21 protein-coding genes are annotated in these 23,652 nt (G+C 64.6%); 16 read left to right on the top strand and 5 right to left on the bottom strand.

Annotated features, from left to right (window positions below; all coding sequences use genetic code 11):
• Window positions 1–39 precede the first annotated feature (39 nt).
• Both AC04SG_RS18665 and AC04SG_RS18670 read left to right on the top strand, forming a co-directional pair.
• Window positions 40–669 carry a glutathione S-transferase family protein gene (locus AC04SG_RS18665; protein WP_488552232.1) on the top strand — a complete coding sequence of 210 codons (630 nt, stop codon included), beginning with the start codon at window positions 40–42 and terminating at the stop codon, window positions 667–669.
• Between the two features lie 147 nt (window positions 670–816).
• Entirely contained in the window at window positions 817–1,065 is a 249-nt protein-coding gene (locus tag AC04SG_RS18670; protein WP_488552233.1) for a hypothetical protein, read from the top strand.
• A gap of 31 nt (window positions 1,066–1,096) precedes the next feature.
• Here AC04SG_RS18670 and AC04SG_RS18675 read toward each other — a convergent pair whose 3' ends face one another.
• The 5 genes from AC04SG_RS18675 to AC04SG_RS18695 all read right to left on the bottom strand — a co-directional run bounded on the left by AC04SG_RS18675 (window position 1,097) and on the right by AC04SG_RS18695 (window position 6,601).
• Window positions 1,097–1,594: a GNAT family N-acetyltransferase gene (locus tag AC04SG_RS18675; protein ID WP_488552234.1), complete on the bottom strand. Its 498-nt coding sequence runs from the start codon at window positions 1,592–1,594 to the stop codon at window positions 1,097–1,099.
• A gap of 10 nt (window positions 1,595–1,604) precedes the next feature.
• Complete coding sequence (locus AC04SG_RS18680) at window positions 1,605–2,621, bottom strand: ABC transporter permease (RefSeq protein ID WP_488552235.1); 1,017 nt, start codon at window positions 2,619–2,621, stop codon at window positions 1,605–1,607.
• Complete coding sequence (locus AC04SG_RS18685) at window positions 2,618–4,189, bottom strand: sugar ABC transporter ATP-binding protein (RefSeq protein ID WP_488552236.1); 1,572 nt, start codon at window positions 4,187–4,189, stop codon at window positions 2,618–2,620. The genes AC04SG_RS18680 and AC04SG_RS18685 overlap by 4 nt, the downstream gene beginning before the upstream one ends.
• A gap of 226 nt (window positions 4,190–4,415) precedes the next feature.
• Window positions 4,416–5,363, bottom strand: a complete 948-nt coding sequence (locus AC04SG_RS18690) for a substrate-binding domain-containing protein (RefSeq protein ID WP_192249021.1) — start codon at window positions 5,361–5,363, stop codon at window positions 4,416–4,418.
• Between the two features lie 230 nt (window positions 5,364–5,593).
• Complete coding sequence (locus AC04SG_RS18695) at window positions 5,594–6,601, bottom strand: aldo/keto reductase (protein WP_488552237.1); 1,008 nt, start codon at window positions 6,599–6,601, stop codon at window positions 5,594–5,596.
• 611 nt (window positions 6,602–7,212) lie between these two features.
• Here AC04SG_RS18695 and AC04SG_RS18700 point away from each other — a divergent pair.
• From AC04SG_RS18700 to AC04SG_RS18765, 14 genes are all read left to right on the top strand, one after another.
• Entirely contained in the window at window positions 7,213–7,437 is a 225-nt protein-coding gene (locus AC04SG_RS18700) for a hypothetical protein (RefSeq protein ID WP_192249025.1), read from the top strand.
• 46 nt (window positions 7,438–7,483) lie between these two features.
• Window positions 7,484–9,973: a DNA ligase D gene (gene ligD / locus AC04SG_RS18705; protein ID WP_488552238.1), complete on the top strand. Its 2,490-nt coding sequence runs from the start codon at window positions 7,484–7,486 to the stop codon at window positions 9,971–9,973.
• Between the two features lie 275 nt (window positions 9,974–10,248).
• Window positions 10,249–11,154, top strand: coding sequence for a non-homologous end joining protein Ku (gene ku / locus AC04SG_RS18710; RefSeq protein ID WP_192249027.1), 906 nt, complete (start codon window positions 10,249–10,251; stop codon window positions 11,152–11,154).
• Complete coding sequence (locus tag AC04SG_RS18715) at window positions 11,151–12,278, top strand: tetratricopeptide repeat protein (RefSeq protein ID WP_488552239.1); 1,128 nt, start codon at window positions 11,151–11,153, stop codon at window positions 12,276–12,278. Before ku ends, AC04SG_RS18715 begins: the two co-directional genes overlap by 4 nt.
• A gap of 207 nt (window positions 12,279–12,485) precedes the next feature.
• A complete protein-coding gene (locus AC04SG_RS18720) occupies window positions 12,486–13,130 on the top strand; it encodes an alpha/beta hydrolase family protein (protein WP_488552240.1) in 645 nt (214 codons plus the stop codon).
• Between the two features lie 7 nt (window positions 13,131–13,137).
• The gene (locus tag AC04SG_RS18725) at window positions 13,138–13,908 is read left to right on the top strand and encodes an exodeoxyribonuclease III (RefSeq protein WP_488552241.1); all 771 of its coding nucleotides are present in this window, start codon (window positions 13,138–13,140) and stop codon (window positions 13,906–13,908) included.
• Window positions 13,909–14,015: 107 nt separating this feature from the next.
• Window positions 14,016–15,608, top strand: coding sequence for a WD40 repeat domain-containing protein (locus AC04SG_RS18730; RefSeq protein ID WP_488552242.1), 1,593 nt, complete (start codon window positions 14,016–14,018; stop codon window positions 15,606–15,608).
• Window positions 15,609–15,815: 207 nt separating this feature from the next.
• Complete coding sequence (locus AC04SG_RS18735; protein WP_488552243.1) at window positions 15,816–17,558, top strand: alkaline phosphatase; 1,743 nt, start codon at window positions 15,816–15,818, stop codon at window positions 17,556–17,558.
• Window positions 17,559–17,674: 116 nt separating this feature from the next.
• Complete coding sequence (locus AC04SG_RS18740) at window positions 17,675–18,136, top strand: hypothetical protein (RefSeq protein WP_436259345.1); 462 nt, start codon at window positions 17,675–17,677, stop codon at window positions 18,134–18,136.
• A 5-nt stretch (window positions 18,137–18,141) separates the two neighbouring features.
• Window positions 18,142–18,846, top strand: coding sequence for an ABC transporter ATP-binding protein (locus AC04SG_RS18745; protein WP_488552244.1), 705 nt, complete (start codon window positions 18,142–18,144; stop codon window positions 18,844–18,846).
• A gap of 18 nt (window positions 18,847–18,864) precedes the next feature.
• The gene (locus AC04SG_RS18750) at window positions 18,865–20,112 is read left to right on the top strand and encodes an ABC transporter permease (protein ID WP_488552245.1); all 1,248 of its coding nucleotides are present in this window, start codon (window positions 18,865–18,867) and stop codon (window positions 20,110–20,112) included.
• 202 nt (window positions 20,113–20,314) lie between these two features.
• Window positions 20,315–22,333 carry an amidase gene (locus AC04SG_RS18755; RefSeq protein WP_488552246.1) on the top strand — a complete coding sequence of 673 codons (2,019 nt, stop codon included), beginning with the start codon at window positions 20,315–20,317 and terminating at the stop codon, window positions 22,331–22,333.
• A gap of 199 nt (window positions 22,334–22,532) precedes the next feature.
• Window positions 22,533–23,069, top strand: a complete 537-nt coding sequence (locus AC04SG_RS18760; protein WP_192249043.1) for an isochorismatase family protein — start codon at window positions 22,533–22,535, stop codon at window positions 23,067–23,069.
• 34 nt (window positions 23,070–23,103) lie between these two features.
• Window positions 23,104–23,553, top strand: a complete 450-nt coding sequence (locus AC04SG_RS18765) for a GFA family protein (protein WP_488552247.1) — start codon at window positions 23,104–23,106, stop codon at window positions 23,551–23,553.
• Window positions 23,554–23,652: the final 99 nt, after the last annotated feature.

Consider the following 23,652-nt stretch of genomic DNA (forward strand, 5'->3'; position numbering starts at 1 on the left):
GCGGCGGCATGCAAATCCGGTTGGACGAAAGGGACCACCATGCTCACGCTTCATGATTACCTGCCATCGCAAAATGGCTGGAAGGCGAGGGTCGTGCTCGGGCTGCTCAAGATTCCCTACGAAAGCCGCATGGTCTCGATCTTCGAGGGCGAGAGCCACACAGACGCCTTCCTGAAGCTCAACCCGGCCGGCGCCGTCCCCGTGCTCGAACTCGAGGATGGGCGTGCGATCGCTGAGTCCAATGCGATCCTGACCTATGTTGCCGAAGGGACGCCCTTGCTGCCGGCAGACTTCTATCGGCGCGCCAAGATCATGCAGTGGCTGTTTTTCGAACAGTACAATGTCGAGCCGGTCATCGGCTCGCTGCGCTACTGGACATTGACCGGCCGACTCGAGCGCAACCAGGCTATGGTCACGGCCAAGCGCGAGGCCGGCGCCCGCACGCTCGCCGCGCTGGAGCGCAGCCTGACCGACACGCCGTTCCTTGTCGGCGACACGCTCACCATCGCCGACATCGCCGTCTATGCCTACGGCCATCTGGCCGAAGACTGCGGCTATGCGCTGGCGGATTTTCCGGCGGTCCTCGCTTGGATGGACCGGGTGCGCAACGCCATCGGTCCCGGCTATCCCGTTCATGTCTACGGCATCGATCCGCATTCGGGTGCCTGACGGCAAAAGCCGCGCGTTCACCTTGTCTGGTCGAAAACAAGACCCAGATTCTGCTTTGTCGGCGGTTTCGAGCTCACAATCCGCCGGCTGGATGCCGGATCCCGGCGTCATCTCGACGACAGGCCGGCACCTTGCATGGAGGTGACCATGACACGCGACGACATCATTTCGGTGTTGGGGCCGGTAGACGAGGCGGTCATTGCCGACATCGCGCTGACCGACGCCAGCCTTGAAGAACTGCGCGAGGCCTTCGCCTGGCTCAATGCCGACGAGGCGCTGGTCAACGAGGGCCGCCCCTTGCCGGGAACGAAGGTGGCGCGGCTGATCGAAATTCTCGATATGCCGGACGACGAGGACGGACCACTGGCGTTGGCGGCCCAGGGGTTAGGGCGGTAGGGTCCGGACTACCTTACTTCTTCCTATTCCCTCACGCCCTCGACAGCAGCCTGCGCATGATCACTGAGGCATGGCCGCCGATGCCGTGCGCGGCCGGCCGGCGCTCGACCGCTTCGAAGCCGTGCTTGCGGTAGAAGGCGATCGCCCGGTCGTTGCCTTCGATCACTTCCAGCGCAATGCTGGGGATGCCAGCATGCGCGGCAAGCACGGCGTGCAGCAGGTCGGTGGCGAGCCCGCTGCCGAACTCCGATTTGTCGATGTGCAGCCGGTCGAGCAGGACATCGCCACGATCGTCCATCGCCGCCATCGCATAGCCGGCGATCGACCCGTCCGGCCGTTCGGCCACGAAGGACATCTTGTTGTCATCCAGCAATTCAGCGGCCAGCCGCGCGGGCGCATGCTTGTCGTCCGAGAGCCGCGCGGTGGTCTCAGACCCCAAGATCGGCGCATAGGTGCGCCGCCAGGACTCGCCCAAGAGCTGCGATACCGACGCCACGTCTTTTGCGGTCATGGCTCTGATCTGGGTCATCGTCGAACCTTTACCGTCTCACCCGCGACTTCAGCCAGCGGTCGAAGGCCACGGCCAGGATCAGGATCAGGCCGATGACGATGCTTTGCGTGTAGGACGAGACATTGTTGAACTGCAGCCCGTTCTGCAGCACGCCGATGAGTGCCGCGCCCACCACCGTGCCGCCGACCGATCCGATGCCGCCGAACAGCGAGGTGCCACCGATGACGACGGCGGAAATCACCGTCAGCTCGTAACCGATACCGGCGACGGCTTCAGAGGAATTGAGCCGCGCCGACAGAACGAAGGCGGCAAGGCCGGCAAAGAAGCCGACGATGACATAGACCGAGATCAGGATGCGGTCGACGCGTAGGCCCGACAGGCGTGCGGCCTCGGCATTGCCGCCGACGGCATAGACGGCGCGGCCATAGCGCGTGTAGCGCAGCGCGATGTGGCACAGGATCGCTGCAATTGCGAAGATGATCGCCGGCACCGGCACCGGTCCGATCAAACCCGTGCCGAACCAGCGCATCGAAGCGTCGAAGCCGGAGATCGGGCCACCATTCGAGATGGTTAGAGTCAGGCCGCGAAATACGGTGAGCCCGCCCAGCGTGACGACGAAGGGCGGCACTTTCAGCCTGGTGATGGCAAAACCCTGGACGCCGCCTGCGAGCGCACCGACGATGACGGCGGCGAGCAGGGCCGCGAACCAGCCATAGCCTTGCGTGCCCGTGGTCGACAGCGACAGCGTGTTGGCGGTGCCGCCCTTGGCCACCACCGCCGCGACCATGCCGCAGAAGGCGAGCAGCGAGCCGACCGAGAGGTCGATGCCCGCGGTCAGGATGACGAAGGTCATGCCGAGTGCGATCAGCCCGGTGATCGAGATCTGCCGCAAGATGTTGAACAGGTTGATCGGGTCGATGAAGCTCGGCTTCAGCACCGTGAAGATGACGATCAGCACCGCCAGGAACATCAGCGGCCCAAAACTCATCAGAAGCCGCGCGATATTGATGCCGCTGCGCTCAGTCTGTTCGGTGGTGCTGGTCATTGCGTCACTTCCTGCTTGCGGTCGAGCGCCATCAGTTCCATCAGTTTTTCCTCGGTCGCCTCGATGCCCGGCATCTCGCCGGTGATGCGGCCGCGCCGCATGGTGACGATCCGGTCCGACACCGCCAGCACCTCCGGCAGTTCCGACGAGATCATCATGATGGCGATGCCTCGGGCTGCCAATTGCACCAGGATCTGGTGCACCTCGGCCTTGGCGCCGACATCGACGCCGCGCGTCGGCTCGTCGACGATCAGCACTTTCGGGTCGCGCGCCAGCCAGCGGGCAAGGATGACTTTCTGCTGGTTGCCGCCGGACAGGCCCTCGATTGCCTGCTCAGGCGAGGCCATGCGGATCGACAGCGCCTTGCGGTAGCCGGCCAGCGCCTCGCGCTCGCGCCGTTCGGCCATGAAGCCGGCGCCGTTGCTGTAGCGGCCAAGAGAGGCGATGGAGAAATTGTTGAGAATGCTAAGTGCTGCAAAAATCGCCTGGTGCTTGCGGTCCTCCGGCACCAGGCCGATACCGAGCTTGATGGCGTCGGCGGGCGACGCCGGCGCGATCGGCTTCCCATCGAGCGTGATGATACCCGCCGCGATACGGTCAGCACCGAAGATGGCGCGGGCAAGCTCGGTGCGGCCGGAGCCGACGAGGCCGGCGACACCCAAAATTTCGCCGGCCTTCAAATCGAGGTCGACGCCTTCAAGCACGATGGCATGCGGCGCCAGCGGATCGCGTACCGTCCGCAAGCCACGCACCGACAGCCTGACCGCGCCGGCGACGTCGCGCTGCGTCGGCCGGGCATAAAGCTCGGAGGCCGCGCGGCCGACCATCTTCTCGATGATTTTGGGAATCTGGATCGGCTGGCCGTCGCGGTCGAGATGGCCGGCCAGCCTGCCGTCGCGCAGCACCGTCATGCGGTCGCAGATGGCGGAAGCCTCTTCCAGCCGGTGGGTGACGAACATGATGGCGACGCCGTCCTTGCGCAGCCGGTCCACGATCGACATCAGCTTCTGCACTTCGGTTTCGGTCAGCGCCGAGGTCGGCTCGTCCATGATGATGAGGCGGCTTTTCAACGACAGCGCCCGGGCGATCTCGACCAATTGCTGTTCGGCCACCGACAACGACGACACCGGCGTCGACGGATCGATGTCGAGGCCGACGCGGGCGATAATCGCGCGCGAGGCGTCCTCCATCCCGCGCCAGCTGACCAGCCCGAGCGGCCCGAGCGGCGCGCGGCCGATGAAAATGTTTTCCGCCACCGTCAGCGTCGGGATCAGGCTTAGCTCCTGGTAGATGGTGACGATGCCATGACGCTTGGCATCCTGTGGACTGGACGGGGCGTAGTCTGCGCCGTCGAATACGATGCGGCCGCTGGACGGCGGCATCACGCCGGACAGGATTTTCAGCAGTGTCGACTTGCCGGCGCCATTCTCGCCGAGCAGGCCGAGGATCTCGCCGGGCCGGACCTCGAGCGAAACGTCGCTGAGCGCGGTGACGCCGGAAAAATGCTTGGTGACGCCTTCGACGGAAAGGAGCGGGGGCGATGATGCGATGGCTTCAGCGGTCGACAATTTCTATTCCCTTGATGCAGTTCATGCCGCCTCCGAGCTTGAACACCCCCTCTGTCCTGCCGGACATCTCCCCCGCAAGGGGGGAGATTGGCAGTTTCTGCGCCCCGCAACTCCTCAAACGTTGGAAATTGGCGAACGCCGAAATGAAGTCCGATCTCCCTCCTTGCGGGGGGAGATGGTCGGCAGGCCAGAGGGGGGGTGCTGTCCCGCCGGCTTCGCCAATCAGCTACTTCGTCTCGTTCAGCCTCTCGGCCTTGTCGAGATTGTCCTTGCCAATCACGATCGGAGTCAACAGCACCAGCTTCTCCTTCGGCTCGGTCTTGTCCCTGGCGAAGGCGACCGCGATCTGCACCGCGGTGCGCGACTGCTGGCCAGGGAACTGCTCGACCGTGCCGGCGAGCTTGCCGTCCCGCACGGCGACCAGCGCTTCCGGCAGCGCATCGAAGCCGTAGATCTTGACATCGTTGAAGTTGCGCGCGGCACATGCCTCGAGCGCGCCGAGCGCCATGTCGTCATTCGCGCAGATAATGGCGTCCGGCTTGCCGTTGGCGGCAAGGCCGGCCTCGGTTACCGACAGCGCTTCGGCGCGGGCGAAGTTGGCGGTCTGCTCGAAGATGATCTGGTATTTGTCCTTCAGCGGATCGAGCACATTGTGGACGCCCTTGTTACGGTCGATCGCCGGACCGGCGCCCGGCTGGCCCTGCAGATGGAACAGCTTGGCGCCGTTCGGAAACGCCGCCACCATGGCCTGCGCCTCGGCTTCGCCACCCTTGACGTTGTCGGCGCCGACATGGGCCAGAATGCCTTCGACGCCGTCGACGCGGCGGTCGATGGTGACCACGGGAACGCCGGCCTTGACCGCTTCCTCGATCGCCGGCGCCAGCGCGTTGACGTCAAGCGGCGAGATGACGATGGCGTTGACCTTCTGCACTAGTGCGGCCTCGATATCGGCGGTCTGCTTCGGCGCCGAGTTCTGGCCATCGCTTTCGGTCAGGTTGACGCCTTGCGCCTGCGCCTCCGCCTTGATCTCGTTCAGCATGTGGACGAAGAACGGGAAGCCGAGATTGGGTACCGAGCCCAATATGGTCAATTTGTCGGCGGCAAAGGCCGAGGACGCGGCCAGCGCCATTGCGCCGGTCGCCACGGTCGACAGCAGGAATTCGCGTCTGTTCATCAGATATCCTCCACACATAGACGCAGGGCGCCGATCGGGACGGTTCATGCGTCAATCCAAAAATGGAGTGTCCTGTGAACGCCCAAAGGGACGCGAGGCGCTCCAACCGGTCCGCCGCAACGTTCTCCTCCGCACGGCGCCGACGGTGGGATGCTAGCCAAGGTAAATCGATTTCGCAAGAACGGCTGGGGCTGTCCTTTTCTCCTACAGGGGGGAGGGGGAAGATCGCTCTAGCGATCGATCGTCGTCATCACCCGCTCATTATAGCGCGGGCCTGAGACCTTGCCGGGCGCAAGTGCTGCATCGAGGGTGGCCATCTCGGCGGCGTCGAGTTTCAGCGCGGCCGCCGCGACGTTCTCCTCCAGATACTTGCGCCGTTTGGTGCCGGGAATCGGCACGATGTCGATGCCGAAGTCTTTGCCCTTCTGCAGCACCCAGGCCAGCGCGATCTGCGCAGGCTTTACTCCCTTGGTGCTGGCCACCTCCTGCACTGCGGCCGCCGCCGCGACGTTGGCGTCGAAATTGGCACCCTGGTAGCGCGGGTCGCCGCGGCGGAAATCGCCTTCCGGATAATCCTCGGCGCGCTTGACGTCGCCGGCGAGGAAGCCGCGGCCGAGCGGCGCGAACGGCACCAGGCCGATGCCGAGCTTCTTGAGCAGCGGGATGATCTCCGGCTCCAGATTGCGCTCCCAAAGCGAATATTCGCTCTGCAGCGCCGATACCGGATGCACGGCATGCGCGCGGCCGATGTTGGCGGCACCTGCCTCCGACAGGCCGAAGAAGCGCACCTTGCCCTCGGAAACCAGCCGGCCGATCGTGCCGGCGACGTCTTCCATCGGTACCGCAGGGTCGACGCGGTGCTGGTAGTAGAGGTCGACATGGTCGGTGCCGAGCCGCTTCAGCGAGCCTTCCAGCGCCTCGCGGATATGCGCCGGCCGGCTGTCGCGCTCGGTGCCGACCTGTCTGCCGTTTTCGATGCGGAAGCCGAATTTGGTGGCAAGCGTCACCGCATCGCGCCGGCCCTTCAGCGCTCGCCCGAGCAATTCTTCATTGGCATAGGCGCCGTAGACCTCCGCCGTGTCGAGAAAGGTGCAGCCGAGTTCGATGGCGCGGTGCAAGGTGGCGATCGATTCCGCCTCGTCGGCAGGTCCGTAGGATTGGCTCATGCCCATGCAGCCGAGGCCGATAGCGGACACCTGCAGCCCTTGGCTGCCGAGTTTGCGGGTTCTCAAGGTCATTGTCTGTGATCTCCGGGACGATAGATGGAGTTATAGGAGCCGCTCGCCCAACTTCCAGAGACGCTCGGCGGATTCCGCATCGATCGCATAGGGCATTCACGCCGGCGAGCCCGGCCGCGCCTGGCAGCTTGGCGAAATGGCTCCGCCGCCTTCAAGCGTATCACCGGCAGCGCGCCGAAGATCTGTCGCAGTAGGGTGAGAGCGCGGCGCGAGTTGGCGGCGGAATTGAGGTAGTGTCTCAGGTTGAAATTAGAGCAAACGCCCTAATTTCTTGGTCGAGTTGTGCAAAAGCCCTATATGCGTGGCGGAAAGCATAGGAGATGACATGATCGCCAATCGCACAACCGCCGAAGAGATGGCTCGAACTGTAGGTGTTGACCCGGACACATTCCGCGCAGCGTTGCGGAGCGTCAAGCACCCTCGGAAACGCAACACAGATTGGGAAGTGAAAATTGGCGGCCCATCGTATTCGGGAATGCGCACCGTTCTGGCCAGTCTGATACAGCGGAAGGCTGCCTGACGCCGACAAGCTGTCAAAATTGACAGAGCACCTGAACTCCAGCATCCTTGGGTAGCCGTTATATCCTGTGGCTGTTGTGTATGAGCGTCGGATGGTCAGTCCTGTTTCCAGCCAGAATTCCAAGCGCGCCGCCGTGCGCAAGGCGCTCGATCGCCACAAGGTGTATGTCACCGCGCAAAGCTTTTCCGGCGGCGTCTACTCTGCCCGCGTGCTGGTCGATGGCGAAGCCTACTGGGTCGACGAGTTCCGGCTGAGCCAGCTTCAGGGCGGTCTTTCCCCGGCCGAGCTCGACCTGACGCCGGCCACCGACGATTGAGCTGCCATCGATTGAGCACCGACCGCATCCCGCCTAGCATGCGGACATGACCGCCCCGCCCAAGCTCAGAGCCTATCGCGCCAAGCGCGAATTTTCGAAAACGCCGGAACCGGCGGGCGGGCTGGTTTCAGGCGATGGCAACCGCTTCGTCGTCCACAAGCATCACGCCACCGCAGACCATTACGATTTGCGCCTGCAGGTCGGCGGCGTGCTGAAAAGCTGGGCGGTGCCGCGCGGGCCCTCGCTCAACCCGGCCGACAAAAGGCTCGCGGTCGAGACCGAGGACCATCCGCTCGAATATATCGACTTCGAAGGCGTCATTCCCGAAGGCGAATATGGCGGCGGGCCGATGATCGTCTGGGACACCGGCACCTGGGCGCCGATGGACGATGTCGAAAAGAGCCTGCGCACCGGTGCGTTCAAGTTCCGGCTCGCGGGCGAGAAACTCAATGGCGGCTGGATGCTGACCCGGCTGAAGCCGAAGCCCGGCGAAGACAGCGAGAAGAAAAACTGGCTGCTGTTCAAGGAACGCGATCTCGCCGCCGACACCAGCCTCGACATTCTGGAAGCGCGGCCGGAAAGCGTGAAATCCGGCAAGCGCATCGAGGAGCTGGTGGCGCCGCCGAAAAAGCCGGCCCGCCTGCCGCCGAAACCCGGCGCGCTGAAACCTGGCGCTCTGCCTGGCGCGGTGAAAGGCGATCCGCCGTCGCGCATCGAGCCGCAACTCGCAACCCAGGTGCCGAAACCACCGGGCGGGCCGTTGGAGGATACGGGCGAGCTCTGGCTGCACGAAATAAAATTCGACGGCTATCGCACCATGGCGCATATCGTCGATGGCGAGGTCCGGCTGATCACGCGCGGCGGCATCGATTGGACGAAGCGCTATGGCGACCTGCCGCAAGCCTTCTCGCGCCTGCCGCTCAGCCAGGCAATCATCGACGGCGAGATCATGGTGCTGGACGAGAAGGGCATTTCGCGTTTCGCCCTGCTGCAGGATGCGCTGTCGGCGGGTGCGGGCAGCAAATTGCATTTCTACGCCTTCGACCTGCTGCATCTCGACGGCTGGGATCTGCGCAAGGCACCGCTCGCAAGGCGCAAGGCGTTGCTCGCGGAGCTGCTCGCAGGGATGGGCGCCAACTCCGCCATCCAGCTGAGCGATCATGTCGAGGGCGACGGGCAGGGGCTTTACGACCAGGCGACCGAACACGGGCTGGAAGGTATCGTCTCCAAGCGCGCCAACGCGACATACCAGAGCGGCCGCACCAAGAGCTGGACCAAGGTCAAGGCGCTGCAGAAGGGCGATTTCGTCATCGCCGGCTATACCATCTCCGACGCGGCCGAAGGGCTGGCCGCGCTCGGCATGGCCGAATTCGAGGATGGCGAACTGCACTATCGCGGCAAGGTCGGCACCGGCTTCGATGCCGCGACGGCTGCCGAATTGCTGGCGCGGCTGGAGCCGCTGCGCGATGGCGCGACGCCACCCGAGGGCGTGCCGCGCGAGATCATGCGGGAGATGAAATGGGTGCGGCCAATGCTGTCGGCCCGCATCCACTATGCCAACCGCACGGCGGACAATTCCCTGCGCCACGGTGTGTTTCGTGGCTTGCGCGATGTCGGCCTGTCGACGCCGGTGTCACCCAAGCGCAAGCGGCTGATCGCCGAGGCCGATCTCGCCACCATCTGGGTGACCAATCCGGAGCGCCGGCTGTTCGGCAAGACCGGGCCGACCAAGCTCGACATCGCCGTCTATTACGCGCTGGTCGGCGATTTCATGCTGCCACACATTATGGGTCGCCCGGTGTCGCTGGTGCGCTGCCCGACCGGCCTGCCGAAGGACTGCTTCTTCCAGCGTCACGCCTTCACCGGAATGCCACCCTCGGTGGTGACGTTCGAAACCGTCAATTCCGAAGGCGAGACCAAATCCTTCCTGTCGGTCGAGGGCGCCAAGGGCTATCTGGCGCTGGCGCAATTCGGCGTCGTCGAGTTCCACACCTGGGGCGCCCACCGCACCAGCCTCGACAAGCCCGATTTGATCGTCTTCGACCTCGATCCGGGCGAAGGCATTGCCTGGCGCGAAGTGGTCGAGGCCGCCGTCCACATCAAGGGCGAACTGGAGAAGCTGGGGCTGGTGCCGTTCGCCAAGACATCAGGCGGCAGCGGCATCCATATCACGGTGCCGGTGACGCAAAAGCAGAATTGGAAAAAGCTGCATCAGGCGACCAGCGCCATCTCCACCCATCTCGCGGCCACTGCCCCAGACACCTTCACCACCACCATGGGCAAGGAGAACCGCAAGCGGCGTATCTTCATCGACTACCACCGCAACGCGCGCGGCCACACCTCCGCAGCCCCCTATTCGCTGCGCGCCCGTACCAACCTGCCGGCCTCGACGCCGGTGAGTTGGAGCGACCTAGAGACGATCGATGCGCCGCAGGATCTGAACTACTCCTCGCTGCCGGGGCTGTTGGCGACGTCGGGCGACCCCTGGGCGGACATGGAGGATTTCGCCCGGGATTTGCCGGCTTTCAAGACCTAGGTTTCCTCGCCCCCGTGAACGGGGAGAGGACTCCAAGTCATCGACGCTTCCGACAATTTGAATTATTCTGCCTTTAAGCGCCCCTCCAACCCGCCTGGAAGGTTTCGTCAGGAATTTGCCGGTATGTTTGGGGCTGGTGTAGGATTTCCTCGGCGCCAATCGTCCTACGGACGAAAAGCGCTGCACAGAGCATGATCCCGAAAAGTGGAAACCGGTTTTCGGATAAGATCGTGCTCAAGCAAAATGTCAGTGCGTGGCCGCGTAGGAGAGAGTTCATGGCGCCCAGGGCAAGTTGGAAAGGTTACCTCAAGCTCAGCCTCGTCAGCTGTCCGGTCCGGCTCTATCCGGCAACGACGACCAGCGAGCGCATCACGTTCAATCAGCTGCACAAGAAGACCCACAACCGCATCAACATGAAGCCCGTCGACCCTGAACTGGGCTTGGTCGAGCGTTCGGATCTGGTCAAGGGCTACGAGTACGAGGACAAGCAGTACATCATCATCGATGATGCCGACCTCGAAGCGGTGCGCATAGAATCCAACCACACGATGAACATCGAGGCTTTCGTCGATGAAGACGAGGTCGACGTCATCTATCAGGACGCGCCCTACTACATGGCGCCCGACGGCGCCATGGCCGAGGAGACCTTCGCCGTGTTGCGCGAAGCGATGCGCAAGTCCGGCAAGCTGGCGATTGCCCGCCTGGTCCTGTCCAGCCGCGAGCGCGTGGTGACGATCGGCGCGCGCGAAAACGGCATGTTCGTGTGCACCTTGAGGAACCCGAACGAAGTGCGTGGTACCGCTGAATATTTCGGCAACATCCCGGCCGGCAAGCCCGACCCCGAAATGCTGCAATTGGCCGAAGCGCTGATCAAGCAGAAAGAAACCACCTTCGACCCGAAGAACTACGAGGACCGCTACGAGGTCGCGCTGATGCAGATGATCCGCGAGAAGCTCAAAGGTCACAAGCCGATCATCGCGGCGGCTCCCGAACGCGGCAACGTCATCAACCTGATGGATGCGCTCAAGGCCAGCCTCTCGCAGTCCGCCAAGCCGCCCGCCAAGTCGAAGAGCAAGGCTGACGAGGCTGAAAAGCCAGCCGCCAAGGGTAAGGCCGGCGCAGCCAAGGAAAACCCGTTGAAGGCCAACCTGCTCAAGGCCGTCGGCAAGAGCAAAGGGTGACGGCGCCTACCGGTATAATCCCCGGCGCCGTCTTCGGCAGCATCGGCGCCCTGGCGGCGTTTCCGTTGCGGCTGGCCGCGCGCGAGGTCGAACGTCGGCACGGCCAGCTGCGGCGCGGCGTCACCAGGCGCACCAGCCATGTCGTGTTCGGGCGCACGCTGCTCGCCAAGGCGGGTGTGGCAAAGGGTGGCGATACCGAAATCGAGCGCCGTGTCGCGGCCGAACGCGCCGCCGGCCGCACACTCCTCAGCGAGAACGGCTTTCTGCGCCTGCTCGGCTTGATGAAGGCGCCCGAGGCGTCGTCGCTGTCCAGGCAGTCGCTCATCGACCAGTCGAAACTGTCGGGCGCCGATCTCGACCTGCTCAGCCTGTTCGACGCTTTCGAGCATGATGGCGAACCCTATTCCTTCCGCGACCTGATCCTCGCCCGCAAATATGCCGGGCTGGTCGCCGGCGGCGCCTCGTGGGACGCGATTGCGCGCTCCGTGCACCGCTCCGGCCCGGTCGCCTCGCTCACCGCCAAGTCGCTCAAAGTCGGGTCGCAGCATGGCCGGCCCGACGCGATCTATCTCGAGGACGGCCAGAGCGAGCTCGACGGCCAGCTGCTGTTCGATCTCGGCGGTGCGAGTGCAACTGGGGACGACACGCTGGAGGACCTGTTCGCCGAAGCGGAAGCGGTAGAGGAGCAAGGCGACCATGAGCAGGCCGCGACCCTTTACCAGCGCTGCCTCAGCATCGATCCGAGCGACGCCATCGCCGCCTTCAACCGCGCCAACTGCCTGCGCGGCGCCGGCCGTGTCAGCGAGGCCGCTCATGACTATGCAAGGGCGATAAAGCTCGACCCGGCCTTCGTGGAGGCGTGGTTCAACCTCGCCGGGCTGATGAGCGATCAGGGCAAGGTAGCGTCGGCGCGCCGGCATTTGCAGAAGGCGATCGCGCTCGACAAGACTTACGCCGATCCGGTGTTCAATCTGGCGCGGCTTGAATTCGACGCCGGCAATCTGGCAGAGGCACGGCGGAACTGGGTGCGCTACCTCGAACTCGATGCGGAAAGCGAATGGGCCCGCACGGCGCAAAAGGGGATACAGTTCGTGGATATGCAGCTGGCACGTACGGCGGGGTGAGATGTTAGCGCGTGAACACCCCCCTCTGTCCTGCCGGACATCTCCCCCGCAAGGGGGGAGATTAAGCGCTCACCCGCTTTCGCCAATCTTCAACGATGCAAGAAAAGGCTGGGCGCATGAGCTGCTGATCTCCCCCCTTGCGGGGGAGATGGCCGGCAGGCCAGAGGGGGGTGGGTGGGAACTCGACCTCTCCAACAAGGCCGCCCCATGACCACCTTCCTCTTCGACGGCTTCGACACCGCCCCTGTCACCATCCTGCTTGCGCATGGCGCCGGCGCGTCGATGGACTCGCCTTCGATGACCGCCACGGCCAAGGCGCTGGCCGCGGCCGGCTTCCAGGTCGCGCGCTTCGAATTCCACTATATGGCGGCGCGCCGCTACGGCCACCGTAAGCCGCCGCCGCGCGCCGAGACGGTGAACCCGGAATACATCAAGGCGATCGCCGATCTCAGGGCGAGGGGCGTCACAGGGAAGCTCATCATCGGCGGCAAGTCGATGGGCGGGCGCGTCGCCTCGATGGTCGCCGACGAGATGTTTGCCAAAGGCGAGATTTCAGGCCTCGTCTGCCTCGGCTATCCCTTCCATCCGCCGGCCAAGCCGGAGCAACTCAGGACCAAACATCTCGCCGCTCTCAAGACGCCGACGCTGATCTTCCAGGGCACGCGCGACGAGTTCGGCACGAAGGAAGAGGTCGCGACCTACGGCCTTTCCCACGCAATCGAAGTGATCTGGCTGGAGGACGGCGACCACGATCTGAAGCCGCGCAAGGCGATTTCGGGGTTTTCGACGGCGGACCATTTGAAGACGCTGGCCGAGACGGTGAAGGCGTGGGCGGGGCGGATCGTCTTCTGATCGCCAAATGAAACTGGCCTCCTTCAACGTCAACAACATCAACAGCCGGCTGCAAAACCTGCTGGCATGGCTGGCGTCAGCCAAACCCGATGTCGTCTGCCTGCAGGAGCTGAAGGCGCGCGACACGCAGTTTCCGCGCACGGCGTTGGCCGACGCCGGCTATGGCGCGGTGTGGAAGGGCGAGCCGACCTGGAACGGCGTTGCCATACTGGCGCGAGGATCGGAGCCGGTGCTGACCGCGGACGCGCTGCCCGGCGATGACGCCGACAGGCAGAGCCGCTACATCGAGGCGGCCGTCAATGGTGTCGTCATCGCCTGCCTTTATGCGCCCAACGGCAACCCGCAGCCGGGGCCGAAATTCCAGTACAAGCTGGCCTGGCATGAAAGGCTGGAGGCACATGCCGAACAGCTGTTCGACACCGGCCTGCCGGTGGCGCTGGTCGGCGACTACAACATCGTGCCCGAGCCGCGCGACATCTACCCCACCCGCTCCTATGACGACAACGCGCTGGTGCAGCCGGAAAGCCGCGCGTCGTTCCAGCGGTTGCTCGATCAGGGCTGGACGGATGCGTTGCGCAAGAAACATCCCAAGGAGACGCTCTACACATTCTGGGACTACCGCCGCAACCGCTGGCCGCGTGACGCCGGCTTGAGGCTCGACCACATTTTGCTGTCGAAGAAACTGGCGCGCCGCCTCACCGCTGCCGGCATCGATCGTGATGTTCGCGGGCAGGACGGCGCCAGCGACCACGCGCCGGTATGGGTGGAATTGAAGTAGCAGCGTGATGTCAGCCACTTTCATACTTGGCATTTTGCGTTACGCGTTTCGTTGCTAGTTTCGTGACAGGGCGGCCGCACAGCACGCGGCCTGGGGGAAGAGAGCCAATGAACAGGGGTGCCGACAGGCTGCTCGCGCTGGTCTTGCTGGTTATCGGCGTCGGTTGCTTCGCCATGCTGCGTCTGGCGCAGGGCGACGCAAGCATCGCGGCATCCTTCGCGTCCATGCGCCCCGTGGCCTTTTTGGTAGCGGGCGCGGTCTGTGTAGTCGGGGCGCTGTTGTTCTTTGCCGGACTGTTGCCGCGCGGTTCGGCCCACCTGTCCGGAGCACCGCTGTTCGGCCGGGCGGCGGAGGTGCAAAACCCCGGCAGGCCGAGGCTGCGGCAAGCCTTCCTGGTTCTGCCTGCGATTGTCGTTCTGGCGCTGCTGGCCGATCGATTCGGCCCATGGCTGGTTCATCGCTCCGCTCCGGGCGGCGAGGTGGCCGCCCCGAAGGAACCCAAGGCCGAGCCGAAGGGTCAGGATATCGCCGGCGTTCCGCCGGACCTGGCGGCGCCGCCAACTCCGCCGAGTTCGCCGCCGATCGCTATCCCGCCTGAGCCAACTCCGCCCGTGCAGGCAGCCAAACCGCAGGAGCCTCCGGCGCCGGCACAGCCGCCCGCAGTCGCGCTTGCTCCGGCGACCCCGCCACCGGAAGCAACTCCGCCGCCGGCTCCAGCCACACCGCCACAAGCGGCACTTCCAACACCGCCGGAAACGGTCGCGCCCTTGCCGCCGGCCGAACCGCCACTGCCGACCGAGCCCGACGGTCACCGCGACGCCGTCGTCTGGCTCGCCGTGTCAGCCGATGGCCGCGACATCATGAGCGCCAGCACCGATCGCATGATCAAGCTCTGGGACATCGCCGGCAAGCGGCTGATCCGCAATCTCGGCGAACACAAGGACATGGCGCGCACGGCGCTGTTCATGCCCGACGGCGCCACCGCGCTGACCGCCGGCGATGACGGCGAAGTCGTGCTTCGAAAGCTCGCCGACGGCACTGTGCTGCACGTGTTCTCGTCGGGGCAGAATGGCGGTGTGCGCAAGCTGGCGATCAGCGAGGACGGCAAGCGTGCCATCAGCGGTCACGACACCGGCAACGTCATCGTCTGGGACCTGGTGAACAAGTCAGCACTGCATGTGATGACCGGGCACGACTGGCCGATCAGCACTGTCGCCATCTCGCCCGACGGCACGCGCGCGCTGAGCGGCTCCATCGACGGCGCGCTGAAATTCTGGGACGTCGAAAGCGGCAAGCAATTGCGCAGCTGGCACGGCCATGAGCAGGGCACCTACGGCGCCGTCTTCACCGCCGACGGCCATCACGTCATCACCGGCAGCGGCGACTACACGATCAAGCTCTGGGATCTCGACACGTTTAGGGAACTGCGCCGCTTCGAAGGCCACGAAGGCACCGTCTACACGCTGGCGCTGTCGGCCGACGGCAAGCGACTGGCCTCCGGCTCACTCGACGGCACGGCGCGGCTGTGGGACGTCGATACCGGCAACCAGATCGCCATGTTCGACAGCCGCACCGGCCCGATCTACGCTGTCGCCTTCGCGCCCGACGGAACGCTGCTGACCGGCGGCGACGACCGCACCATCAGGGACTGGCCGGCCACCGGCGACGGCGAGATACTGTTTGCCGGTGCGCCGCAGTGAGGATGCTGATCGGGTCGCATATTCCCCGCACGGAAATATGGCCGGCAGGCCAGCGATGCGCCCATCGGCAGCTTCGTTCAATCCTGACTCTCAACCGGCTCTGGGCTACCCGGAATGTGAGCGCCCCGGGAGAGGTTTTGTCATATAACGGACATCGGCGACGACTACCAAAAACTGCCTTTTATCAGTCAATTTTGGAGGTCACTTATGCTTCGCCCCCTCATCGCGCTTGCCGTTACGACAAGTCTTGCCAGCGCTGCTGGCGCTGCCACGATCTATCCTCTCGACCGCGCCACGATCCTCGCCCAGTCTCCCTTCGACCTGAAGGTCGAATTCGACAAGGTCGTCACCCCCGACCAGGTCACGGTGACGATCAACGGCAAGCCGGCCGAGGAGGTTCTCGGCAAGAAGGTCGAGTTCGTGGAGAAGGAAGACGGGGTCGATGCCTCCGCCATTTTGATCCGCGCCGCCAGCATCGCCCAGCCCGGCACCTATGAGATCGAAGCCAAGGCTGGCGACGAGACCAAGTCCGTCAAATGGGAGGTGTTCGGAACCTCGGCGACCCCGCGCGCCAAGAACGTCATCTTCCTGCTTGGCGACGGCCTCTCCGTTGCGCATCGCACCGGTGCGCGGATCATGTCCAAGGGCATGACCGAAGGCAAGGCGAACGGCCGGCTCAACATGGACGATCTCGACCATATGGCCTTTATCGGCACGTCGTCGACCAACGCCATCGCCACCGACAGCGCCAACACCATGTCGGCCTACATGACCGGCCACAAGACGGCGGTGAACGCGCTCGGCGTCTATGCCGACCGCACCAAGCCGAGCCAGGATGACCCGAAGGTCGAGACCATCGCCGAGGCTCTGCGGCGCACCGGCAAGAAGTCGATCGGCGTCGTCTCGACGGCCGAGATCGAGGACGCCACCCCGGCAGCCGTCGTCTCCCATACCCGCAGCCGCAGCGACAAGGCCGACATCGTCGGCATGTTCTACCAGACGCAGCCCGACGTCATCCTCGGCGGCGGCTCCGCCTATTTCCTGCCGCAGAGCACGGCCGGCTCCAAGCGCAAGGACGACACTGACTACATCGCGAAATTCCGCGATGCCGGATACGCCCTTGCCACCGACAAGACCGAACTCGAGGCTGCAGCCAAGACCAACACCGGCAAGATCCTCGGCCTGTTCCATACCGGCAACATGGATGTCACGCTTGACCGCGACTTCCTCAAGAAGGGCACCGTGGAAACCTTCCCCAATCAGCCGGGTCTCGTCGAAATGACCAATGTTGCACTTGGCGAACTGTCAAAGAACCCCGAAGGCTTCTTCCTGATGGTCGAAGGTGCCTCGGTCGACAAGATGTCGCATCCGATGGACTGGGAGCGCTCCATGGTCGAGGTCATCGAATTCGACAAGGCGGTCGGCGTTGCGATGGAATTCGCCAAGACCCATCCCGACACGATGATCGTGATGACCGGCGACCACACCCACAGCGTTTCCATCGTCGGCACCATCGACGACAGCAAGCCAGGCCCCGACATGCGCGACAAGGTCGGTGTCTATGCCGACGCAGGCTTCCCGAACTACGAGGACAAGAACAGCGACGGCTATCCCGACAGCGTCGATGTCTCGCGTCGTCTGGCGATCTTCGGCGCCAACTTCCCCGACTATTACGAGACGTTCCGCCCGAAGCTCGACGGCCCGTTCGTGCCGGCGGTGCAGAACGAGAGCAAGCGGTATGTCGCCAACGAGAAGTACAAGGACGTGCCCGGCGCCGTGCTGCGCATCGGCAATCTGCCGAAGTCGGCCGATACAGCGGTCCATGCCGTCGATGACGTCGTGCTGCAGGCCACCGGTCCGGGTGCGGAAGGCTTCAAGGGCTACATGGAGGAGAGCGACGTCTATAAAGTCCTCGCCGACGCGCTCGGACTGGCGCCGGCGACGAACTGAGCCGCACAGCCTATGATGATCCCGGCCGCTCCATCCGGCGCTTGCGGATGGAGCGGTCAGGGACGATGGTTCTGGCGCTGACGGCGCCCGCGCCAATCGACAAGGGAATAGCAATCATGGAGTGCAGACCGATCACCCGTCGCGGCATGCTGCTCGGTTCGGCTACGGTCTGTCTTTCCCAGGCTTTGCGCCGCGCGTCGGCCGCGCCCGCGCCGCTCACCTTCGATGACCTCTACGCCAAGATCGGCGTGCTCGGCATGAGCTTCTCCGACAAGGTCAAGACGCTTGCGGGCCAGGATGTGACCATGCGGGGTTTCATGGCGCCGCCGCTCAAGGCCGAGGCGAAATTCTTCGTCCTGACCGAGATTCCGATGGCGCTCTGTCCGTTCTGCTCATCCGATGCCGATTGGCCGGACAACATCGTTGTCATCTACCTCGACCAGGCGCAAACCTTCGAACAGGCAAACGCCCTCATCGAAGTGGCCGGCAGGCTGGAAACCGGCTCCTGGACCGATCCGGAAACCGGCTTCGTCAGCCTGTTGCGCATCGTCGATGCGCATTTCTATCGGGCGGCGTAGCCATCATGCTCGGCCTGTCCGTCCGCGATTTGCGGGTCTCCTTCCGCGACCTCGAGAAGCCCGCGCTCGCCGTGCCTGCGCTGGAGATCGCGGCCGGCGAGAAAGTCGCCGTGACCGGGCCTTCGGGATCGGGCAAGACAACGTTCATCAACATCGTGACGGGGCTGGAAAGGATACGGCAGGGATCGGTGCGCTGGAGCGATACCGAGCTTTCCAGCCTCTCCGAAGCCCGGCGCGACCGCTGGCGTTCCGCCCATGTCGGCCTGGTCATGCAGGAGTTTTATCTCTGCCCCGGCCTGTCGGCGCTGGAAAACGTGCTGCTGCCCGGCCGGTTGTCGAGGGTTCGCCCCGCGGCCGAACTGAAGGCGGAGGGACTGCGGCTGCTGGAACGGGTCGAAATCTCGCGTCCGGGACAGCCGGTCGAAACCATGTCGCGCGGACAGATGCAGCGGGTCGCGGTCGCCAGGGCGCTGGTCACCAGACCGGCCATTGTCGTCGCCGACGAGCCGACCGCCAGCCTCGATGCCGATGCTGGTATCGCCGTGGCGAACCTTTTGCTGCAATTGGCCGGCGAGGCGGGAACCACCCTCATCGTCGCCAGTCATGAAAAACGGCTGATAGAAAGGCTGGATCGGACCATCCGCCTGGAGGCCGGTCAGGTGACGCGCGACACAGCGACATTGCAGGACATGCGCGATGAAGCGTTTTGAGCTGGAAAGGAATAGCCGATGCTCCGCTTCATCGCCGCGGACCTGAGGCGCCACTGGTTCGGCGTGGCTGCCGTGGCCTTGCTGATCGCGCTTGCGACCGCGCTCGGCGTTGCGGTGACGCTCAGCGAGCGGGCGCTGCGGCTGGGCAGCGCGCAAGCCGCTGATGCCTTCGACCTTGTGGTCGGCGCTCCGGGCAGCGAAACTCAGCTGGTGCTGTCCTCGGTATTTCTCCAGGCCGCGCCGCTGTCGCTGATGCCGGGCGACGTGCTCTCCGGGCTCATCAGGGACAAGCGGGTGGCCTGGGCAGCGCCTGTCGGTTTTGGCGATTTTGTCGAAAACTTTCCGATCGTCGGCACCACGCAAGCGCTGGTCGATGGACTGGGCGGCGTCTCAGAGGGCCGCACATTTGCGCTGCTTGGCGATGCGCTGGTCGGCGCAGCCGTGCCCAAAAGCGTCGGTGCCCGCTTTCATCCCGCGCACGGCCAGCTGCATGCGGCGACCGAAATCCACAATGATTTCACCTATACGATTGTCGGCCGCCTCAGCCCTACCGGCACAGCTTGGGACCGGGCGATCATCGTGCCGATCGAGGCGGTCTGGCATGTCCATAAACACGAGAATGGACGAGCTGGAATAGCGGCACTGGTCGAGCAGGTTGACGCAAAAGACGGTGCCGAACCGCACGGTTTCGAAGCGCCGATCAACCCCGGTGCCGTTCTCGATCCCTCGGCGCCCGGCCTGCCCGCCGTCCTGGTAAAACCGCACACCATCGCCGACGCCTACATGCTGCGTCAGCAATACCGCACCGACCGCACGCTGGCGGTCTTCCCCGGCGAAGTGCTGACCCGGCTCTTCGGAACCCTTGGCGATGCCCGGCGCATCCTTTCTTTGGTGGCGGCCGGGGCGCAGTTCCTCGTCGCGGCGGCAATCCTTTTGGTCGTTATCGTCCATGTTCTCCAGCGAAGGCATCAGATCGGCGCCCTGCGCGCCTTCGGAGCGCCCCGCGCGGTGGTGTTCGGGATCGTCTGGGTGGAAACCTTTGTCATCGTCGGCGCCGGGGTCCTGCTTGGTTTCCTCTTCGGCTATCTCGCCGCCCGATCCATCGCGCACACGATGGCCGAGGCGAGCGGTTTTTCCATGCCGGTGACATTCCGCATGGAGGATATGCGCTCAGTGCTGATCCTGCTCGTCGTGGCGGGCCTGGCCGCGGTGGTGCCGTCGATCCTCGCCTATCGGCAATCGCCCGCGCAGGCGCTGAGAAACTAGACCCGCTGGCGCTTGAACACCCCCCTCTGGCCTGCCGGCCATCTCCCCCGCAAGGGGGGAGATTAGCAGTTTCGGCGTCAACGCCATTCTCTTGAACGACGGTGGATTGGCGAAAGCTTGCGTGACGTCCGATCTCCCCCCTTGCGGGGGAGATGCCAGGCAGGGCAGAGGGGGGTGTGAAGGAACGCTAACCGAGCATCCCATGCCCGACCTCAACCTCGTAGAAGCCTCGATCGCCGACCTGCGCCGTGCGCTGGAAGACGGCACCGTCACCAGCGTCGAACTGGTCGGCGCGTATCTCCGGCGCATTGCGCATTACGACCGCCGTGGCATTGCGCTGAACGCCGTACCGGTGCTCAACCCCAAAATGTTTGAGGAGGCCGCGGCCTCCGATCTGCGGCGCCGCAACGGCGCCACCCGTGGGCCGCTCGACGGCATCCCCTACACCGCCAAGGACAGCTACAAGGTGAAAGGCCTGACGGTGGCCGCCGGCTCGCCTGCTTTCGAGCATCTCGTCGCCAATGAGGACGCCTTCACCATTGCCAGGCTGCGAGCCGGCGGCGCGGTGCTGATCGGGCTGACCAACATGCCGCCAATGGCCAATGGCGGCATGCAGCGCGGCGTCTATGGCCGCGCCGAAAGCCCCTACAATGCCGACTACCTGACCGCCGCCTTCGCCTCCGGCTCGTCCAACGGTTCGGGCACGGCGACCGCTGCCAGCTTTGCCGCCTTCGGGCTCGGCGAGGAGACATGGTCGTCGGGCCGCGCGCCGGCGTCCAACAATGCGCTGGTCGCTTACACACCGTCGCGCGGCATCATTTCGGTCAGGGGCAACTGGCCGCTGGTGCCGACCATGGATGTGGTGGTGCCTCACACGCGCGGCATCGCCGACATGCTCGAACTGCTCGACGTGATCGTTGCCGACGATCAGGAGACACGCGGCGATTTCTGGCGTGCGCAGCCCTGGGTGCCGATCCCGAGAAGCGGTGATCTCAGGCCGCCAAGTTATACCGGGCTGGCGCTGGAAGGCGCTCTCAAGGGCAAGCGCCTCGGCGTGCCGAAAATGTATATCGGCCGCGATGACGGAGCGACAAAGCCGATCGAGACCCGCGCCTCGGTGCTCGATCTCTGGCGGCAGGCGGCAAGCGATCTGGAAAAGCTCGGCGCCGAAGTGGTCGAGGTCGATTTCCCCGTCGTCTCCAACTATGAGCGCGACCGTCCGGGCGCGCAAACCATGGTCGAGCGCGGGCTGGTGCCGGAAGCCTTCGCCGAGCGCGAAATCTGGGATCTTTGCATCTGGGGCTGGGACGATTTTCTGCGCGCCAATGCCGATCCGGCGATCCCCGATCTGGCTTCGGTCGACGGCCCCAAAATCTTCCCGCAGCCGCCGGGCACGCTGCCGGATCGCTATGGCGACGACGGGTTCGATCTGGCCGACTATGTCACCCGGGCCAGGCAGGGTGTGGCGCCGCTCCGGGACATCCCCACGCTGGCCGATGGGCTCAAGGGGCTGGAAGCGACGCGGCGCATTGATTTCGAGGACTGGCTGGATGCGAATAGGCTCGACGCCGTGGTGCTGCCGGCGGTCGCCGATGTCGGGCCGGCCGATGCCGACATCAACGAAGCCTCGGCAGACCTTGCCTGGCGCAACGGCACCTGGGTCGCCAACGGCAATCTGGTCTGGCGCCATCTCGGCATTCCGACCGTCACTGTGCCGATGGGCACGATGACCGATATCGGCATGCCGGTCGGGCTGACTTTCGCGGGCAAGGCCTATGACGATGTGGACCTGCTGCGCCAGGCCGGCGATTACGAGCGCGCTACCCGACGCCGCACCGCACCGCCGCGCACGCCGGCGCTGACGGACGATGTGTTTGCGGCGCGCAATGGATTGAGGGCCAACGATGCGTCGCCGCTGACGCTCACGATTGCTGCCGAGACGAGAGATCTGGGCGATCAGGCAGAGATCGCCGTTACGGTCGAACTCGAAGCTGCCATCGGCGTGGAAAGCGCCAGCGTCAAGGTTCATGTCAATGGCGAGCCCGTTGCCATGCAGCGAGGCGGCGCAAGTTTCCATGGTCGCATCGTGGTGCCAGCTGTCGAGCATGAGCGAACGCACAGTGTGTGGCGCGGCGCTTACGGTTCGATCGTCGTTGCGATTGTGCGGCTCGAAGATGGACGCATTGCTGGTGCTTATACCGTGACCGGCGGGATCGGGTGAGGCTTATCTCCCCCCTTGAGGGGGAGATGTCGCCAAAGGCGACAGAGGGGGTCGCTGCGCGTGAAGCGCTAGCCTCCATCTGTCGCAGTACGTTGAGCCCAGTCGAACCGACCCCCTCTGGCCTGCCGGCCATCTCCCCCTCAAGGGGGGAGATTAAGCGCCTCCTTGACCCGCACACCACCCGCGCTATCTTCCCGCCATGTCAAAACTCGCTCCCCTCATCGTCATCGATCTCCAGACCAACATGTTCGACGGGCGCGTCGAGCCGCCGATCCACGATGCGCCGGGCATTGCCCAGCGCACCCGCTCCCTGATCGACTGGGCGCGGCGCGAGGGCCGCAAGGTCGCTTTCATCAGGCATGACGGGCCGGCCGGCGATCCGCTGGCGCCGGGCGAGCCGGGTTGGCCGGTATGGCCGGAACTCGGCCAGGCCAAGGACGAACCGACCTTCTCCAAGACCGTGCGCAACGCCTTTTCCAATCCCGAGCTTGGCGCATGGGTGGCCGGGCAGGGTGCTGATGAAGTCGTGCTCGCCGGCGCGCAGACCGATTTCTGCATCGCCGGCACCGTCAAGGGCGCTTTGGCCGAAGGCCTTGCCGTCACCGTCGTGTCCGACGCCCATTCCACGCTGGATACGCCCGACGCAACCGCTGCCGAGATCATCGCCCGGTACAATGCCGACTTCACCGATGCCGGCGCCACGCTGGTGACGACCAAGGCGCTGACCGGCAGCTGAAGCGCACGAATCTCGACGAAGACAGGAGGCTGCCTTGCCAACCCTGACCTTGCCGGCCGAAGGCGGCTGTCGCTGCGGACGCGTGCGGCTGAAAATTTCCGCAAAGCCGCTTTTGACGATGGCCTGCCATTGCACCGGCTGCCAGACCATGTCGGCCAGCGCCTATTCGCTGAGCGCCGCCATTCCCTCGGACGGCTTCGAAATCACGCAAGGCGAGCCGGTGATCGGCGGCCTGCACGGCGTGTCAAAACACTATTTCTGCGCCTACTGCATGACATGGATGTTCACCCGCCCCGAAGGCCTCGACTGGTTCGTCAATTTGCGCCCGACCATGCTCGACGAACCCGGCTGGTTCACGCCGTTCATCGAGACATGGACCAGCGAGAAGCTGCCCTGGGCGCAGACGCCGGCGGTGCACAGCTACGAGGCGTTGCCGGCCTTCGAGGCGTATGAGGCATTGGTGGCGGAGTTTGCAGGACGCTGAACGCTGAGCGCTTTACCTTCTCCCCTTGTGGGAGAAGGTGGCCTCGCGAAGCGAGGACGGATGAGGGGTGCTCCAGCTTGACGCACACATTCATCTGCA

It is taken from the genome of Mesorhizobium sp. CNPSo 4684, from assembly GCF_057784315.1.

Bases quoted from the DNA above. Each gene is read 5' to 3' on its own strand.
- AC04SG_RS18665 (WP_488552232.1), top strand. From the start codon at position 40: ATGCTCACGCTTCATGATTACCTGCCATCGCAAAATGGCTGGAAGGCG.
- AC04SG_RS18670 (WP_488552233.1), top strand. From the start codon at position 817: ATGACACGCGACGACATCATTTCGGTGTTGGGGCCGGTAGACGAGGCG.
- AC04SG_RS18675 (WP_488552234.1), bottom strand. From the start codon at position 1,594: ATGACCCAGATCAGAGCCATGACCGCAAAAGACGTGGCGTCGGTATCG.
- AC04SG_RS18680 (WP_488552235.1), bottom strand. From the start codon at position 2,621: ATGACCAGCACCACCGAACAGACTGAGCGCAGCGGCATCAATATCGCG.
- AC04SG_RS18690 (WP_192249021.1), bottom strand. From the start codon at position 5,363: ATGAACAGACGCGAATTCCTGCTGTCGACCGTGGCGACCGGCGCAATG.
- AC04SG_RS18695 (WP_488552237.1), bottom strand. From the start codon at position 6,601: ATGACCTTGAGAACCCGCAAACTCGGCAGCCAAGGGCTGCAGGTGTCC.
- AC04SG_RS18700 (WP_192249025.1), top strand. From the start codon at position 7,213: ATGGTCAGTCCTGTTTCCAGCCAGAATTCCAAGCGCGCCGCCGTGCGC.
- ligD (WP_488552238.1), top strand. From the start codon at position 7,484: ATGACCGCCCCGCCCAAGCTCAGAGCCTATCGCGCCAAGCGCGAATTT.
- ku (WP_192249027.1), top strand. From the start codon at position 10,249: ATGGCGCCCAGGGCAAGTTGGAAAGGTTACCTCAAGCTCAGCCTCGTC.
- AC04SG_RS18720 (WP_488552240.1), top strand. From the start codon at position 12,486: ATGACCACCTTCCTCTTCGACGGCTTCGACACCGCCCCTGTCACCATC.
- AC04SG_RS18725 (WP_488552241.1), top strand. From the start codon at position 13,138: ATGAAACTGGCCTCCTTCAACGTCAACAACATCAACAGCCGGCTGCAA.
- AC04SG_RS18730 (WP_488552242.1), top strand. From the start codon at position 14,016: ATGAACAGGGGTGCCGACAGGCTGCTCGCGCTGGTCTTGCTGGTTATC.
- AC04SG_RS18735 (WP_488552243.1), top strand. From the start codon at position 15,816: ATGCTTCGCCCCCTCATCGCGCTTGCCGTTACGACAAGTCTTGCCAGC.
- AC04SG_RS18740 (WP_436259345.1), top strand. From the start codon at position 17,675: ATGGAGTGCAGACCGATCACCCGTCGCGGCATGCTGCTCGGTTCGGCT.
- AC04SG_RS18745 (WP_488552244.1), top strand. From the start codon at position 18,142: ATGCTCGGCCTGTCCGTCCGCGATTTGCGGGTCTCCTTCCGCGACCTC.
- AC04SG_RS18750 (WP_488552245.1), top strand. From the start codon at position 18,865: ATGCTCCGCTTCATCGCCGCGGACCTGAGGCGCCACTGGTTCGGCGTG.
- AC04SG_RS18755 (WP_488552246.1), top strand. From the start codon at position 20,315: ATGCCCGACCTCAACCTCGTAGAAGCCTCGATCGCCGACCTGCGCCGT.
- AC04SG_RS18760 (WP_192249043.1), top strand. From the start codon at position 22,533: ATGTCAAAACTCGCTCCCCTCATCGTCATCGATCTCCAGACCAACATG.